16 protein-coding genes are annotated in these 16,053 nt (G+C 62.3%); 11 read left to right on the forward strand and 5 right to left on the reverse strand.

Annotation, left to right across the window (positions count from 1 at the left end; genetic code table 11):
- Positions 1-62 precede the first annotated feature (62 nt).
- From glmS to FXY94_RS05760, 7 genes are all read left to right on the forward strand, one after another.
- The gene (gene glmS / locus FXY94_RS05730) at positions 63-1,931 is read left to right on the forward strand and encodes a glutamine--fructose-6-phosphate transaminase (isomerizing) (RefSeq protein WP_016664076.1); all 1,869 of its coding nucleotides are present in this window, start codon (positions 63-65) and stop codon (positions 1,929-1,931) included.
- Between the two features lie 43 nt (positions 1,932-1,974).
- Entirely contained in the window at positions 1,975-2,424 is a 450-nt protein-coding gene (locus FXY94_RS05735) for a holo-ACP synthase (protein ID WP_101686762.1), read from the forward strand.
- Positions 2,421-4,184: an alanine racemase gene (alr, locus tag FXY94_RS05740; protein ID WP_016664078.1), complete on the forward strand. Its 1,764-nt coding sequence runs from the start codon at positions 2,421-2,423 to the stop codon at positions 4,182-4,184. The genes FXY94_RS05735 and alr overlap by 4 nt, the downstream gene beginning before the upstream one ends.
- A gap of 1 nt (position 4,185) precedes the next feature.
- Entirely contained in the window at positions 4,186-4,902 is a 717-nt protein-coding gene (gene tsaB, locus FXY94_RS05745; RefSeq protein WP_040386484.1) for a tRNA (adenosine(37)-N6)-threonylcarbamoyltransferase complex dimerization subunit type 1 TsaB, read from the forward strand.
- Between the two features lie 23 nt (positions 4,903-4,925).
- Complete coding sequence (locus FXY94_RS05750) at positions 4,926-5,408, forward strand: GNAT family N-acetyltransferase (RefSeq protein WP_040386486.1); 483 nt, start codon at positions 4,926-4,928, stop codon at positions 5,406-5,408.
- A 214-nt stretch (positions 5,409-5,622) separates the two neighbouring features.
- Positions 5,623-6,306, forward strand: coding sequence for a DUF6318 family protein (locus FXY94_RS05755; RefSeq protein ID WP_147594894.1), 684 nt, complete (start codon positions 5,623-5,625; stop codon positions 6,304-6,306).
- A 575-nt stretch (positions 6,307-6,881) separates the two neighbouring features.
- The gene (locus FXY94_RS05760) at positions 6,882-7,331 is read left to right on the forward strand and encodes a PKD domain-containing protein (protein WP_051120700.1); all 450 of its coding nucleotides are present in this window, start codon (positions 6,882-6,884) and stop codon (positions 7,329-7,331) included.
- A 444-nt stretch (positions 7,332-7,775) separates the two neighbouring features.
- Here the strand turns inward: FXY94_RS05760 and FXY94_RS05765 are convergent, their stop codons facing one another.
- On the reverse strand, positions 7,776-9,554 hold the full coding sequence (locus FXY94_RS05765) for a hypothetical protein (RefSeq protein WP_016664083.1): 1,779 nt from the start codon (positions 9,552-9,554) through the stop codon (positions 7,776-7,778).
- Positions 9,539-10,327 carry an ABC transporter ATP-binding protein gene (locus FXY94_RS05770; protein ID WP_016664084.1) on the reverse strand — a complete coding sequence of 263 codons (789 nt, stop codon included), beginning with the start codon at positions 10,325-10,327 and terminating at the stop codon, positions 9,539-9,541. Before FXY94_RS05770 ends, FXY94_RS05765 begins: the two co-directional genes overlap by 16 nt.
- A gap of 256 nt (positions 10,328-10,583) precedes the next feature.
- On the opposite strand from FXY94_RS05770, the gene FXY94_RS05775 reads away from it, so the two are divergent.
- Positions 10,584-11,852 carry an AI-2E family transporter gene (locus FXY94_RS05775; protein WP_101686789.1) on the forward strand — a complete coding sequence of 423 codons (1,269 nt, stop codon included), beginning with the start codon at positions 10,584-10,586 and terminating at the stop codon, positions 11,850-11,852.
- 115 nt (positions 11,853-11,967) lie between these two features.
- On the opposite strand, the gene greA is transcribed toward FXY94_RS05775, so the two are convergent.
- Together greA and FXY94_RS05785 are read right to left on the reverse strand one after the other, a co-directional pair.
- The gene (gene greA, locus FXY94_RS05780) at positions 11,968-12,456 is read right to left on the reverse strand and encodes a transcription elongation factor GreA (RefSeq protein WP_016664086.1); all 489 of its coding nucleotides are present in this window, start codon (positions 12,454-12,456) and stop codon (positions 11,968-11,970) included.
- A gap of 139 nt (positions 12,457-12,595) precedes the next feature.
- A complete protein-coding gene (locus FXY94_RS05785; RefSeq protein ID WP_016664087.1) occupies positions 12,596-13,000 on the reverse strand; it encodes a DUF4307 domain-containing protein in 405 nt (134 codons plus the stop codon).
- 34 nt (positions 13,001-13,034) lie between these two features.
- Here FXY94_RS05785 and mca point away from each other — a divergent pair, with 34 nt between their 5' ends.
- Together mca and FXY94_RS05795 are read left to right on the forward strand one after the other, a co-directional pair.
- Positions 13,035-14,033 carry a mycothiol conjugate amidase Mca gene (gene mca / locus FXY94_RS05790; protein ID WP_016664088.1) on the forward strand — a complete coding sequence of 333 codons (999 nt, stop codon included), beginning with the start codon at positions 13,035-13,037 and terminating at the stop codon, positions 14,031-14,033.
- On the forward strand, positions 14,030-14,299 hold the full coding sequence (locus tag FXY94_RS05795; RefSeq protein WP_016664089.1) for a hypothetical protein: 270 nt from the start codon (positions 14,030-14,032) through the stop codon (positions 14,297-14,299). Before mca ends, FXY94_RS05795 begins: the two co-directional genes overlap by 4 nt.
- Before the next feature lie 4 nt (positions 14,300-14,303).
- Here FXY94_RS05795 and trhA read toward each other — a convergent pair whose 3' ends face one another.
- A complete protein-coding gene (gene trhA / locus FXY94_RS05800; RefSeq protein ID WP_141742415.1) occupies positions 14,304-15,074 on the reverse strand; it encodes a PAQR family membrane homeostasis protein TrhA in 771 nt (256 codons plus the stop codon).
- A 131-nt stretch (positions 15,075-15,205) separates the two neighbouring features.
- On the opposite strand from trhA, the gene uppS reads away from it, so the two are divergent.
- A complete protein-coding gene (gene uppS / locus FXY94_RS05805) occupies positions 15,206-15,973 on the forward strand; it encodes a polyprenyl diphosphate synthase (RefSeq protein ID WP_016664091.1) in 768 nt (255 codons plus the stop codon).
- Positions 15,974-16,053 lie beyond the last annotated feature (80 nt).

The following is a 16,053-nucleotide window of genomic DNA, read 5'->3' on the forward strand; positions in this document are numbered from 1 at the left end:
TTATGGTGACGCGCACGTGTGAAGCAGCGTTTTTTCATGCGGCGAGGATTACTCTCTGTTTCATGTGTGGAATCGTAGGATACGTAGGGCCCGCCGGAGCGGGCACGTCATCGCGACCGAGTGAGGTCGTTCTTGGGGGACTGAGTCGCCTCGAATACCGCGGCTATGACTCGGCAGGGATCGCCCGCTGCGGCGAAACGGAAATTGAGCTCTTCAAGGCGTCCGGAAAAATTCAAAACCTTCGCGACAAGCTCGAGGGCCACGAATCCTCGAAAGCGCGAGCGGCCATCGGGCACACCCGCTGGGCGACTCACGGCGGTCCAAGCGACACGAACGCCCACCCCCACCTCGGTGGTAAAAACGGCGAGGTAGCGCTTGTCCACAACGGCATCATCGAAAACTTCGCCGCCCTCAAAAAGGAGCTTGCCGACGACGGCTACGCGTTCCTCTCGGACACCGACTCGGAGGTCGTCGCCCACCTGCTCGCGCGCGAATGTGAGACCGCCGAGAGCCTCACGGCGGCCATGCGTGCGTGCGTCGCGCACCTCGAAGGGGCCTTTACGCTGCTCGCAATCCACGAAGACAATCCGGACGTGATCGTCGCAGCTCGCCGCAACAGCCCGCTCGTTGTCGGCCTCGGCGAGGGGGAGAACTTCCTCGGCTCCGATGTCGCCGCGTTCGTCGACCACACGAAGCACGCCGTCGAGATCGGCCAAGACCAGATTGCCACCGTGAGTGCCGAACGCGTCGACGTGATCGAGTTCGACGGCACCCCCGTCCCCGAGCCGAAGCAGTACACGATTGAGTGGGACGCGGCCTCCGCTCAGAAATCCGGGTACCCCTCCTTCATGGCGAAGGAGATCCACGAGCAGGCGAAGGCTATCGCCGACACCCTCCTCGGGCGTCTCGACAATAACGAGATTGTTCTCGACGAAATGCGCATCGACCCCTCGCACTTGCGCTCGATCGACAAGATCATCGTGGTCGCGTGTGGAACCGCCGCCAATGCCGGTGAGGTCGTCAAGTACGCCATCGAACACTGGTGCCGAATCCCCGTCGAGGTCGAACTCGCTCACGAGTTCCGCTACCGCGATCCGATCGTCCACGAGCGCACGCTCGTGGTTGCTATCTCGCAATCGGGCGAGACGATGGACACCCTCATGGCGGTCCGTTACGCGAAGGAACAGGGCGCGAAGGTTGTCGCGATCTGTAACACGCGAGGCGCGACCATCCCGCGCGAATCCGACGCCGCCATTTACCTTCACGTTGGTCCCGAAATCGCGGTTGCCTCGACCAAGGCATACCTCGGGCAGATCGCGGCGTGCTACCTCCTCGGGCTGTTCCTCGCCCAGGTGCGCGGTAACCTCTACGGGGATGAGATTGAGGCGATCATGCGCGATCTCGAGGAAATCCCCGGCAAAATCCAAGAGGTGCTCGATCGCTCCGGTCAGGTCGAGAAGCTTGCGCGAGACATGGTGGACGCGACGAGCGTGCTGTTCCTCGGCCGTCACGTGGGTTTCCCAACCGCGCTCGAAGGCGCCCTTAAACTCAAGGAAATCGCCTATATTCACGCGGAGGGATTCGCCGCGGGCGAGCTCAAGCACGGGCCTATCGCGCTCGTCGAAGAGGGCCAGCCGGTGTTTATCGTCGTGCCGAGCCCCCGCGGGCGCGACTCCCTGCACGCGAAGGTCGTCTCGAATATTCAGGAGGTCCGCGCTCGCGGCGCCTTCACGCTCGTGATCGCAGAAGAAGGCGATACCGACGTTGAGCCGTACGCCGACGTCGTGATCCGATACCCCGAAACGCGCACCCTGTTTGCGCCGCTGCTCACGATCATCCCGCTGCAGATTTTCGCGTGCGAACTCGCGACCGCCAAGGGGCTCGACGTCGATCAGCCCCGAAACCTCGCGAAGTCGGTCACGGTCGAGTAACGAGCCCGGGCGGGGCTCTACGGCCCGACCTACAATGGAGGCCATGTCGAACTCTCCGATTGCGTGTGAGCGAAGCTTCCTGCCTTTCGGTAACGAAGCGTTCGCGGGCATCGGAGTAGACATCGTTGATATCGAGCGCCTAGGGGATCGCCTCGAGCGGTCTCCGCGCCTTCGTGAACGGCTTTTTGCCCCTGAGGAGCGCGAGTTGAGCCTTGCCTCTCTCGCTGCTCGTGTGGCCGCGAAGGAAGCGCTCGGCAAGGCGCTCGGGAATCCGGGCGACCTTTCGTGGCACGACGTGATCGTGCGCCGCACCGAGCATGGACGCCCCTACCTCGTGCTGCGCGGTGCTGCGCTTGCGACCGCGAATGCGCAGTCCTTACGTTTTGCGCACCTGTCGCTTTCGCACGATGGCAACCTTGCGACCGCAATGGTCGTCCTGGAGGCCCGCGACACGCGAGGCGGGGCGCGCGGGGATGAGGAGCCCCAAGCATGAACCTGACACCCGAAATCGATCCGCTCATGAGCCCGAACCGCGCTGAGGTTTCGCTCAAGGCGATCGCCCACAATGCCGCGCAGCTTCGTGAGGCGATCCCGGACTACATCGCTCTCATGGCGGTTGTGAAGGCCGACGGATACGGGCACGGCATGGTGGAAGCGGCCCGCGCGGCGATCGCTGGCGGTGCAACGTGGCTCGGTGTCGCCCACCCCATGACCGCTCTTGACCTCGCGCATGCCGATCTTGACGTGCCGATTCTCGCGTGGCTTCACGAGCCGGTGTCCGCGAAGAATGTGCTTCCCCACGCGATCGGCGCGGGCGTTGATCTCGCCGTGAGTTCTCTCGCGCAGCTCGAGGCTGTGATTGAGGCCGCGCGCTCCATTGAGCGGCGCGCGCGAGTGCATGTCTCCTTCGAGACCGGAATGGGCCGCGAAGGTGCTTTTGCAAGCGAGGTCGAGCAGATCGGAGCGGTGATCCTCGAAAGCCCGCACGTGTCGCTCGCAGGCGCCATGAGTCATCTGTTCAATGCGGATGTCCCGGGCGATGCGAGCGTGCGAGAGCAGGCTGAGCGGTTTGAGGCGATGTGTGAGCGGCTCGAGGCTTCTGCGGGTCCCATTCCGCTTCGGCATCTGTCGGCGAGTGCGGGGGCGCTCGCGGGGGAGGAGTTCCGCTACGACATGGTGCGCCCGGGCATTACGCTTTACGGCTACTCGCCGGTGGAGACTGATCTGGATCTTCGTCCAGCGATGTCGCTGACCTCCCGCATCTCGCTCGTCAAAAGCGTCGAGGCGGGGCAAGTCGTGGGCTATGGCGCGCGGTTTGTTACCGAGCGCGCGACGACTCTCGCGCTCGTGCCGATCGGTTATGCGGATGGCCTCGATCGTCGGCTGACGAATCGGCTCCAGGTACTTGTGCAGACGACCTCGGCATCGAGGCTTGTCCCGCAGGTGGGCACAATTTCGATGGACCAGATCGTGCTGGACCTCGGCCCCGACAGTGATGCGAAGCCCGGCGACCGCGTCGTGATTTTCGGCGACCCGCAGCGATATCCGGGCGTGTGGACCGCGCAGGATCTCGCGCGAGAGGCCGGAACCATCTCGTACGAGATTCTGACGTCGGTGTCCTCGCGCGTTCCGCGCATTGTGCTCCCGCTGGCGTCGGACCCAAACGAGCGCACGTGGAGCGTTGAGGGGGAGCGGCCAGCGCCGCGCTCGTTTACGGTGCGCACGTCGGGGGCGGAGGACACGCGAAGGGCCGCTCGTGCCATTGCGCATCATGCGAAGGCAGGCGACTTGTTCGTGCTTGATGGTCCGCTTGGCGCTGGGAAGACAACATTCACGCAGGGGTTTGCGCGGGAGCTCGATGTTCGCGGCAACGTCGCATCGCCGACTTTCGTCATCGCGCGCGTGCATCCCGCGAACGCCGAGGGCCCCAATCTCGTGCACGTCGATGCCTATCGACTCGACGAGGATTGGGACATCGAGGATCTCGACCTGGATTCGGATCTCGACACGTCAATCACCCTCGTGGAGTGGGGCCGCGATCGCGTTGAGCATCTCGCGAGCTCGTACGCGATTGTGGAGCTTCGCCGCGCGGAGAGCCTCCAGAGTGGCCCGCTTGATGACCCGGACGACACCGATGAGGAGCGCAGCCTCACCGTGACGTTCGTCGGCGAGCGATACACGCGCGAGGAGCTCGTGCGCATCGGTATTGATCTGCGCGAGGCAGGGTTTAACCCGGAGCAGGGCGGTGAGTGACATGGCAGAGCTGACGTTGGGGATTGATACGTCTGGTGCGGTGAGTGTGGCGGTTTCCGACGGTTGTCGCATCCTGTCGCGCCGCATGGATGAGCGCGCGCGCCACCACGATGAGGTGCTTCTCGAGATGATCGATTCGGCCCTTTCTGAGGCGGGCGCCTCGCGGTCCGATCTCACGTGCGTTGTTGGCGGGCGCGGCCCCGGTCCGTTCACGGGCCTTCGCGTGGGGCTCGTGACGGCTCGTTCTATCGCGACGGTCCTCGGGGCCCGCCTGATTGGCGTGCCGAGCCTCGATGCGATCGCACTCGAGGCGGCGGAGGGATGCCCGGAGGCGAAAACGATTGCGGTCGCGCTCGATGCGCGTCGCCGCGAGGTGTACTGGGCGCTGTATGAGGTGAGCGGTGACGGTTCCGACGCCTCCTCGCGCCACATTGTGCGCACGTTTGAACCGGGTGTTGCGGCGCCGGCAGATGTCGCGTCGAGTTTGACCGCTGCCGATGTGCTCGTGGGAAGCGGTGCGCATCTGTATCCGGAGATTTTGCCGCCGACGGGCGAGGTGCGTCACGCGGATGCGGGCTTCTTGATTCGCACAGCACTCAGCGCCGAGGCCCGGGGGGAGGATCTCACGTCGACCGAGCCTCTCTATTTGCGCGAGGCTGATGCGGCAAAGCCGAAGCGCCGTAAGTCAGCGCTCGGCCTTGGCGATCGCCCGCTTTAGCCGTGCCCGCGTTAGGTAGGCCTTTGGAGCCTTCGCGCGCGCGGCCCGGTTCGGGGCCTTGGAATCTTCGTCCGGTTACGCGCGGGGATGCGCCCGCGCTCGCTCGTCTCGAGCGAGAGCTCTTTCCCGATGAGGCGTGGAGCCTCGAGATGGTCCTCGAGGAGATCACGCACCCCAGTCGCGCCTATGTCGCGGCTGTAGACGAGCACGGTGGCGCACTCGGTTATGCGGGGATTTTCGTTGGTGGCGAGGCCGCAGATGTGCAGACGATCGGCACCGTGCGCGAAGGCGTGGGAATAGGTCGCGCCTTGCTCGCGTGGTGCGAGGAGCGCGCGCGAGAGGAGGGCGCGGAGGGTCTGTTTCTTGAGGTGCGGCGCGACAACACTCGCGCGCGTGAGCTCTACGAGCGCGCGGGTTTTGCCGAGATTGGCGTGCGACGTGGGTATTACCGAACGCCCGCGGGGCCGGTCGACGCTTTTGTCATGCACAAACCCCTCCCCACCTGAATTCCATAGGGGTTGTGGGGGTTTGAAGCTGTGCCCCGCCCGCCCTTCCCTCGCCCCTCCCCGGATTGCATAGGGTTTGTGGGGGTTTGACGGCTCCCAGGGGACCCCTTTTCCACATTTGTGCCACACCCGTTGCGCGCGGGGGATGTGCATGGTTGGCTATGTGACGTGGGCCTCGCTCGGGGAAGTGGGGTGTTTTCTAGAGGGGGAGTGCATGCACAGCAGGTATACGCGTGTCATGGGTGCTATCGGCGCGGGGATGTTGATGGTGGCGTTGGCGGGTTGCGGTGGCGAGAACACCAACGGAGGTCCGACGTCACCTGCGCGCACCACCGCAGCTTCGTCAAGCAGCGATGCTGGCGGAAGCGACGCAAGCGGTGGTGCTTCGGATGCCGGTGGTGCGGATTCAGATGTCCGGACGAAGGGGCTGCCACCGGAGAATGAGGCGCTGAAAGCTCCTGACAAAGCTGATTACCTTGGCATTTCCTATCCAACGGACCAGGGTGCGCAAGCGGCCGCAAAGTACTTTTTCGACGCGATGTATTACGGCTATGCGACCGGTGACTCGTCACCCTTCAAAGGCATCAGCGATCAGAAGACTTGCGACAAATGCAGCCAAGTGTCGGACGAGATCGATCGCTGGAGAGGCGATCACCGTTTTCTCACCCCTCCGACCCTCACATTTGATGCTGTCGAGCGATTGCCCGATCGTGAACAATACGGAGGAAAAACGCCGGTCGCCTTGAAATTTACGAGGGGGAAAACCGATGAGTTCGATAAGGGAGACAAAGGAAAGAGTTTTCCGCCGATGACATACGAAGCGGCACTGCTGCTTACATGGCAAGACGACAAGTGGGTCGTCTCGAACGCGTCTTGGGAAAAGATATCAGCACAATGAAACTTTTGAAGTTCCGTGCGCATTGGCTTCTAGGTGCCCTACTGGTGGCATTCCTTCTACCTCCGTTCGCGGTCGCGTCTGGAGAAGATCCAGATTTTCAGTTTGATGTGGACGGAGATAATAGCTCGATTCTGGTTGAGGCCGATCTTCACGATTTTGGTCAAGGTGGCGCCACTGAACTGCCTGATGACAGGGGCCGTGCGCGAGGTGGCGTGGTGTCGGATGGGCCTCGGAGGGTGTGGGCTGCGGCTGATGATCCGGATCTGGGTTGTCGGGCTGATAAAAGTAGTTTTGCTGTGCAGGTTGTGGGTCTTGGGTGCAGTGGAATAGGTGTTGTGTGTTCGACCGCGATCCCTGGGGCGTCAATGAATATTGGAAGGGACGTTGACTCGTCCACAGGCGCTCCCGTTTTCGGTACGGAACGGTGGTCTGGTTGTTCGCGACCGTCGTCAGGCGGTGCTGGCGCGGCGCCTGCGGTGCCGGTGGTGACGGAGTCGGATTTTCGCTCGCTTGGAATCGAGCCTCTTGCCGCACACATCGGTCCACCTGGTGGTTGGATTCCGGTAGGGATCGACATGATTGCGTGGGCCGAGTCCAAGGAGCAGACCTTCGACGTGGTGATGCTGGGGCAGGCAGTGAAGGTTCGGGCAACCCCGGTGAAGTATGTGTGGGACTTCGGGGATGGGACTGTGTTGACGACAACGTTTCCTGGCCGAGAGTATCCCGCGCGGGACGTTTCGATGCGATATGCCTACCAGGGATGGTATGAAGTTTCACTTGTGACGCAGTTCAGTGGTGAGTATTCGGTCAATGGTGGCCCTTGGCAGCCGATTGCTGGAACAGTCTCGGTAGCGAGTGAGAAGCGATGGATCTATTCGGATCTTCGTGAGTCGCGCCTTGCTGGTGATGAGGTTCCCGAAGAGTATCGGAACGTCCCGGAGCGTGGGCCCGACACGTTGGGTCCCGTGAATCCGAATGCGCGAGTAGAAACACTGACCGCTTCGCACCCCTCCCCGATTCCATAGAGGCTGTGGGGGTTTGAAGCCGTACCCCGCCCGCCCCTCAGATCTATTGCATAGGGGTTGTGGGGGAAACGCCTGATTTTCCGTGTCGCAATAGACCGCGCCCTGATCGATCAAGCTCTAATCGACCGTGCTGTCGCCCGTTCTCGATGCGCCACGTGGCCGCAATGTGAGGAGAGTAAGCGTCGGAATCCTTCCCCCGCTTCCCAAACGGAAGCTTGACCCGCCAGCGCACCCCAGCCAACCCGTGTACCCAATCGCACGAGGGGACGTGACGCTGCATTGTGCCAGGGCAAGGGAGAACGTGCACCAATTCCAGGTACCAAACCCCCACAAACCCCATGCAATCCAGGGACAAACCCCCACAAACCCTATGCAATCCAGGGACAAACCCCCACAACCCCTATGCAATACCCAAGGGCCTATGCAATCCAGAGAGGGGAGGGGCTAGTTGGAGAAACGCCTGATCTTCTGGAACTCATCCGCGTAGTGAGCGTCGAGGTGCTTTACCGCGAACCTCTGGCCGAGATAAAGCGTGACAACGCCGATCACGAGCGCAAGCGCCGCTCCCGCGTACTCAAGCCCCGGGATCAGCTTGAGGCCCACGACCATGAGGATGATGCTCGGGGCGAGGGGGAGCCACGTGCCAACGAACGTCGCGAGGAAAGTCATCCACATGTTGCCGTTGCCGCCACCGCTACTGGAATTCTTCATCGTCCCCGGCTTTGGAGCGGGAGAAGGAAGGAACGCCGTCGTGAGAAGGGAAACACCCCACGAACTCGCCACGAACCCGAGCGAGGCCGGAACCGTGAGCGCGATGAACTGCGGCTGAGACTGGAGAAGCGGAGCCGCGATCGCGACGATCACCACGAGCGGAAGCATGAGAATGCCAAGAGCGACATACCTGCCGAGCAAATTGGCGCGGTTATCCATCCCCGCGACGATGTTGACCCACGAGGAGGGGCCGTCGAAGCCGATCTCGTTGCTGATCGTGATGCCGGCAAGCCACGCTACGAGCGCCACAGCGAAATACGCCATGAAAGCGTTACCGTCCCCAATGACGCTCATCGCGAGCATGAAAATCGCGAGGATCGGCGCGATGATGAGCGCCGTCGAATAACGAGTATCGCGGCGCCAGTACTTGAGCGAACGCCCCGCCGAAGCTCCGAGCGGGCCTGGCTTGAGGAACCTCGGTACGAGAGGTTTGATCTTGGTATCTTGCTCCTGGCTCGCGCCCTTGAGTGCCTGGAGCTGCCCTTCGGCAAAGCTCAGGCCCCACCACTGCCACAACAGCCAAATGGTGGCGATTGTGAGAACAAAACGGATGAGCGCGGCGAGCCACAGTCCTTCGGCGAGGTCCATGGGTACTGCGAAGGGCGCGCCGAAAGGCGTCCATAGGAGGAATTCGTACACGGGCCCCGCGAGGCGAGCAAGACCATCCATGACCCCACCGCCCGAGTTGAGAAGGAGGTTTGCGCCGTAGGCGATGACGAGGACGGCGATGAGCAGGAATGCCTGCAGTCGTTCCTTCTTACGCTTCGCGATGCGGATCGTCGAGGTCCACGCGAAAATCGCGCGAGGAATGAGCACGCAAAGGAGAAGCCCGAGCGCGGTCATGGGAACGAGCGAGACGAGGGCAACGATGGCCCCCGGCGTCGAGATTGCGGCGCCGTTATTCGAGACCAGTGCACCTATGAGCCAAATCGCCTCGAACACGACCGCCACGAGCGCCGCGAGCGACGTGAAAAGAAAACCGACCGAAATGAACGAGCCCACGAGGATCGGCTTCAAGAGATCCTTCGGTCCTCGCCCGAACTGCGCGAAGCGAGCGGGGGAAAGCGTGTCGTCCACGCCGAACACGAAGAGCGACTGGAGGGTCCACACAACCACGGCGCCGAGGCCCACCGCGCGAATCACGAGGGCAAAAAGTCCCGAGTCGGCGGGAACAAACAACATGCCCGACATTGCGATCGAAAAGAGCACGAGTGCGCCGACGCCGTACAAAAGCGCAAATCCGAGTCCGATGATCTTAGGCCAGTTCTTGTGGAAGCTGCGCTTGAGCAGTGTCCATTGAAGCCGTGGGAGCAGTCGCATGAGGCTCGGGGTCTTCTTAGGCGCTGCCTTCGACCCATCGTCGGCGGTGGTCGAGCTTTCTCGGTCGAGGTTTTCGAAAAACTCTTCGGTTCCGACGGTTGCCGGGGCCTGATCGTCTACTGGTTCAACCACGAAAGATCCCCCTGCGCTTCGTCGACACCGGCGATTTCAATGAAGCGATCCGTGAGGCTACCGCCGCGGCGAACCTCGTCGATCGTGCCCTCGGCGCGCACCTCGCCTTCGGCGATGATCGCAACGTGTGTGCACAGGCCCTCGACGAGCTCCATAACGTGGCTCGAGATCACGACGGTGCCGCCGCCTTCAACGTACGAGGTGAGGAAGGTGCGGATGCCGTGGGCTGAGACCGGGTCGACGGCTTCGAGGGGTTCGTCGAGCACGAGCAGTCGCGGCGCGTGAATGAGCGCGCACGCGAGCAGGATCTTCTTCGTCATGCCCGCGGAGTAGTCGGTGACGAGTTTGCCTTCGCTATCGGCGAGACCGAGTGCCTCGAGGAGTGACTGCGCGCGAGTGTTCACCGTGTCGATATCCATGCCGCGGATGAGGCCGACGTACGTCAGGAGTTCGCGTCCCGTGAGGCGGTCAAACGTCGGAAGGCCGTCGGCGAGAACGCCCATGTGGGCTTTGGCTTCGTTGGGGTGTGTCCAGACGTCGGTCCCGAGCACCTCGGCGCTGCCGCCGTCGGGGCGGAGCAAGCCTGTCGCGATCGACAGGGCTGTTGTTTTGCCCGCGCCGTTGGGGCCGACGATTGCGTAGAACGAACCGCGCGGAACTTCGAGTGAGACGCCGTGGAGGACCTCGGTGCCGTCGAAGGATTTGCGCAGGCCGCGCATGGACAGTGCTGATGTTACGGCCGAGTTATCGACCGATGGGTCAATCGCAGTCATGACTCAAACCTAACAGGTGTCTTCGCAGAGTATTTTCAGTATCGGCGTAGAGATTGCGGGCGACCGTGCCAGGGTTCCCCGCGCCCACGACCGTGCGAACCACGTGCGGTGAAGAGGCGGGAAACGTCCTCAACTGTCACGTTCGGCACCTCACTTTTGCGAGGGAACCGGGTGGGCCGTTCGATACGATACGCTGTGGACCTTCCGTCTCGGCTGCCGTGAGCGCCGGGCCCCACCTCTTGGAGTGCATATGCAAATGCCTAGGCGCGTAAATCTTCCCGTCGACAAATCCACTGGACGCAAGGGGCAGAGCCTCACGCTCCCCCGCGAAGTCGAAGAGCTGCCCATGGGCCTTCGCCGGGCAGCGTCGTGGAGCTGGCGCTTCATGGTTGTGATCGGGGCACTTTGGCTCATCTTCAAGGGCCTCGGGATGGTGTCAACCCTGTTTATCAGCGTGCTTGTGGCAATCCTTCTCGCCTCGATGCTGCAGCCGTTCGTCAAACTGCTCACGAAGCATACGTTCCTTCCGCGCATGGCCTCGGCGGCGATTGCACTCGTGGGGCTCATCGTGGTCGTCGTCGGCATGTTTGTGCTGGCGGGCAGGAAGCTCGTGGACTCGTGGGGCGCGATTTCGAAAGCTGCCGTTTCGGGTTTCACGCAGCTGTGGAACGACATCACGGGATACTTCAAAATTGACGTCGATAGTCTCGGGAATCTGGGGCAGATCCAGAAAGAAGCCATCGAACAGCTTCAAAAGAACTCCTCGAGCATTATCTCGGGGGCCTCGAGTGCTGCGAGCACCGTCGGCGACCTCGGCACGGGCCTGCTCGTGTGCCTCTTTGCCCTGTTCTTCCTCCTTGCCGATGGCGGGAATATTTGGCGTTGGTTCCTCGGCTTTGTTCCGGCACACTCCCGCGCCGTGACGCACGAGGCGTTCCGCCGCGGCTGGAAGGCACTGTCGTCGTACTGCCGCACGCAGATCCTCGTCGCGGCTGTCGACGCGACGGGCATTGCGCTCGGCATGGTTGGTATCGACGTCGTGAGCGGCATGATGGGGCGCAGCGCGATTGCACTTTCCCCCTACTCAGTGCCGATCTGGCTTATCGTGTTCCTCTTTAGCTTCATTCCGCTTGTGGGCGCGATCGTGTCGGGTGCGATCGCGATGCTTCTTGTCTTCGTGCTCCAGGGGTGGATCCCCGCGCTCATCATGCTCGGCATCGTGATCCTCGTGCAGCAGCTTGAATCGAACATCCTGCAGCCGATTCTCATGGGGAAGGCGGTGGAGCTTCACCCGCTCGCGATCTTCCTCGGTGTCTCTGCGGGCGCAGTTGTTGCGGGGATCCCCGGTGCGCTTTTCTCGATTCCGCTCCTGGCCTTCCTCAACGCCCTGTACTGCTACCTCGATGGGCGCGATCCCGATCCCTCGCTTGGCGTAGACACCAAGACAATGGCGTACTTCGAGGCACGCGAACGCGAGCAGAAGAAGACCTTCGCCCAGCGCGAGCGCCTTTTGTCGAAAAAGTAGCTAGGTGCCCCGTGGCTAGGGCAGCTGCCGCGCAAACTGGGGTATAGAGAAAGGGCGTGGAGTGCGCTCCCGAGAGGGAGGCTCCACGTCCTTTCTCGTCTATCGAGCTTGGGGCTCACACCGTGTACGGCTTTGCAGCCTTGATCACGATCGGGATCGCCTTCCCGTTAGGGGCGGTGTAATCGACCGTGTCGCCGGCCTTCGCGTTCACGATGGCGGCGCCGAGCGGGGACTCGGGCGAGTACACCTCGATGTCCTTGTCGTCGGCGATTTCACGATTGCCGAGCACGAACGTGCGTTCCTTGCCGGCCATGGTGATGGTGACGAGCATGCCGGGCTCGACGATGCCGTCGTCTGCCGGGGTCTCGCCTACAACGGCGGTCTTGAGAAGGGCCTTGAGCTCGGCAATGCGAGCTTCGAGTTTGCCCTGCTCTTCGCGTGCGGCGTGGTAGCCGCCGTTCTCTTTGAGGTCGCCCTCGTCGCGGGCGGCCGCGATGCGCTCAACGACCTCGCTGCGCCCGGGGCCCTCGAGGTGCTCGAGTTCCTTGACGAGGCGGTCGTAGGCGTCTTGAGTGAGCCAGGTGCCCTGGTTGGGTTCGCTCATGGTTCTCCTTGGAATCAAAAAAAATGCGGACCCCATGGCTCCATGGGCTCCGAATCCACGTCTGAGTGGTCATAAAAGTATAACGCGAGCGTCAGAAAAAAGGGGTGAGGCACGCGCCACAAGTCGACGGTATCCCCGCCTACTCTGCGGCTTCGCACCTCCTTACGATCGCGCTCACAGCCTTCCCTTGCGTCGTGATTTCGGCCCGGTGGGTCGTGAGTCTTTCCGCTTGAGCAGGAATATGGACGACCGTATAGCCCACCTGTGCACGGACGGAGTTGAGGGCCTCGAGCGAGCAATCGAGCGCGGTGCCGGGAGAGGCGTTGACCGAGAAGCTCACAGAAATTCGTGAGTCGTCGATGTGGGTGTAGGAAAGCGTATTGGCCTTGATCGGCTGCGAAGAGATGAATGCGAAGGCGACCCAGACGACCGTTGCGATGAATCCGACGGCGATCACGATCGTGCCCACGAGTGCAAAACGGCGTTTTTGGGGGGAATTTCTCACGCCGTAGCGTTCTTGAAGTGTGCGCTCGCGGGTACTCATGCCTACATTGTTTCACGTGTGTGAACTTTGCGTAATGACGACGGGGCGCTACCGCGCAGGCGTAGCGCCCGAGGATGCGGGGGTGCCAAAGGCGGCGCTTGCACCGAGCGATGAGACCTTCAAGGCACTCCTGAATCACGGTGGACACCCCGAAGCAGAAGTCGAGAAGAATCCCTGCCGCTTGCGGCTCATGGCTGTTCACGCCCACCCGGACGACGAGTCGTCGAAGGGGGCTGGGACGATGGCCCGCTATGTCGACGAGGGTGCCGAGGTGACCGTCGTGACCTGCACGGGCGGTGAGCGCGGAGACATCCTTAACCCGCGGCTGAAGGACGATCCCGAGGCAAATGCGGATCTGAGCGCGGTGCGCCATCGTGAAATGGATCGCGCACGCGAGATTCTCGGCATCAACCAGGTGTGGCTTGGCTACGTCGACTCGGGGCTCCCCGAAGGGGATCCGCTGCCCGCACTTCCCGACGGTTGCTTTGCCCTCATCGATCCCGAAGAGGCAGCGCGCCCCCTCGTGAAGCTCGTGCGTGAGCTGCGACCGCACGTGATGCTCACGTACGACGAAAATGGTGGCTACCCCCACCCCGACCACATCCACTCGCACAGGATCAGCATGCTCGCCTATGAGCTTGCAGCTGATCCGAGCTACATGCCTGAGCTCGGTGAGCCGTGGGCGGTCGCAAAGATTTACTACCAGCTTCTGTTCCCGCCGGCCCAGATGATCGCGTACGCGCGCTACATGCGCGAGCATGGGCTCGACAACCCGTTCGAGGCGCAAATGGAGTATTTCGAGGGCCTCGATCAGCGACCGATCACGACGCGAGTGAATGTTTCGAGGTATCTTGACGTGCGTGATGCCGCGCTCCTCGCGCATGCGACTCAGGTCGATCCGGACGGTTTCTTCTTCGCTGTCTCCAACGAAATTAAGCGCGAGGCGTGGCCTACCGAGGATTTTCAGTTGCGTCATTCGCGTATTGGCGTGACGCTTCCGGAATCCGACCTGTTCGAAGGGATCCGACAATGACTCTCGCGCATCTTTCGGCCGTGGGTATTCTCGCTGATGGTGCTCCGACGACGCCTCCCGGCTCGGAAGACATGACGACGGCGACGGTGACGCCGGGTCTGCCGGGCTTTGTCGTGTTTTTTGTGATGGCGATTGCGCTTGTGCTTCTTGCGCTCGATTTGTCGAGGCGCGTGCGGCGTTCGAGCGCCCGCGAAAACGTGCGTATTCGCATGGAGGAAGCTGAGCGTGCGGAACACGAGGCCGCGGAGCCTCAGGAAGAGGCGTAGCGCTTTAAACGACGGCGAGCCACACGGCGATCAGGTGGCACACGAAACCCACGACAGTGAAAGAGTGGAAGATTTCGTGGAAGCCGAACCACGCCGGTGAGGGATTGGGTTTCTTAGTGCCGTAGACGATGGCACCGAGTGTGTAGGCGATGCCGCCCGCGATGATGAGGGCGATGACGGCCGCGCCGCCACCTGCGTAAAGCTGAGGCATGTAGAAGATGGCAACCCAGCCGAGGGCGACGTAGGCGGGTACGTAGAGCCATCGCGGCGCGTTCGTCCACAGGAGCCTGAATGCTACGCCGATGAGCGCGCCGATCCAGCAGACCGTGAGTAGCACGGTCGCGTCGTGGGGGTTGAGCAGCGCGACTGCGAGAGGCGTGTATGTGCCAGCGATGATGAGGAAGATGTTCGCGTGGTCGAAACGTCTCAGTGCGAGAGTTCCCTGTACCGACCAGGTTCCGCGGTGGTAGGTCGCTGAGACGCCAAAAAGCATTCCCGCCGTGACGATGAAGACGACGGTTGCCAGGCGCACCGCGAGCGACGAGCCGGTCGCGATCAGCAGCATGCCCGCGATCAGTGCGGTGGGGAAAGCCACGAGGTGGATAATTCCGCGCAGCTTCGGCTTTTTAGGGAGCGTGGGCAGGTGAATTCCGTACGCGCCAAGGAGCTCGGGAACGCTCGCCCCGTTGGCGGCGGTGGGCACCGCTTCGCCGTTGGTGGGAGAGGTTCCGACGCTCGCTACGCTCTGCTGCGTGTTTCGCTGATCGGTGCTCATAACGGTAGCGTAACTTACGGTGGCGTAGGTGTCACGGGACGTCCACTTTTTTGACTCTTCCACGAATCTTTTGTGAAGGAGTCGTGGGAAATGCCGGGCAAGCGCGCGTCGGCTGGGACGCTCCTGCCACAATGGAGGGCGTGAATTCCTCGAGACCTGCTGACACCACGCCGCACTCCGCACTTCCCGCGGGGTCCGTGCCGCGCCATGTCGGCATCATCCTCGACGGCAATCGTCGCTGGGCGAAAATGAGAGGGCTCGAGACTTACGAAGGTCATCGCGCCGGGGCAGCGATTATTCTCGAAGCGATCGAGTGGGCGCGCGAAAGTGGAATCGAAACGCTGACGCTGTGGCTCCTGTCGACCGACAACTTCCGTAGGCCCGACACCGAACTCGCGCAGCTTTTTGACATCATCGTCGACCTCGCGCGCGAGGTGGCACACATGGGGTTTCCGCTTCGCATCCTCGGTGCCGAAAGCGTGCTCCCCGACTCTCTCGCCGCACGACTCGCCGCGCTCGATGCGCCGCAGAAACCTGCTGAGGCTTCCTCCACGACGTTCGAGGTGAATCTCGCGATCGGCTACGGCGGCAGGCGCGAGATAGTCGATGCGGTTCACTCCCTCATCGACGAGGAAATTGCGCGCGGGGGAGACCTCGCGAGCCTGCGCGACGCCGTGAGTGAAGCTACCGTCGGAAACCACCTGTACACGGCTGGGCAAAGCGCCCCCGACCTGCTCATTCGCACCTCCGGAGAGCAGCGCCTTTCAGGCTTCCTTCTGTGGCAGTCCGTGCACTCAGAACTCGTGTTCTGTGAGGCGCTGTGGCCCGATTTCACTCGTGCCGACTTTGATGCGGCACTTGCGGAGTTCGCTCGCCGCGAGCGGCGTTTCGGGGCTTGATCGTCGCGGCGTCTCCCAACAAAGAGTTTCTCGGGTAACGCTTGGGTGAAGGCTAAGTGACCGTCGTGGATGAGCGGCGC

Origin of the sequence: Dermabacter jinjuensis (genome assembly GCF_902381725.1) — a bacterium.
GTDB lineage: Bacteria > Actinomycetota > Actinomycetes > Actinomycetales > Dermabacteraceae > Dermabacter > Dermabacter hominis.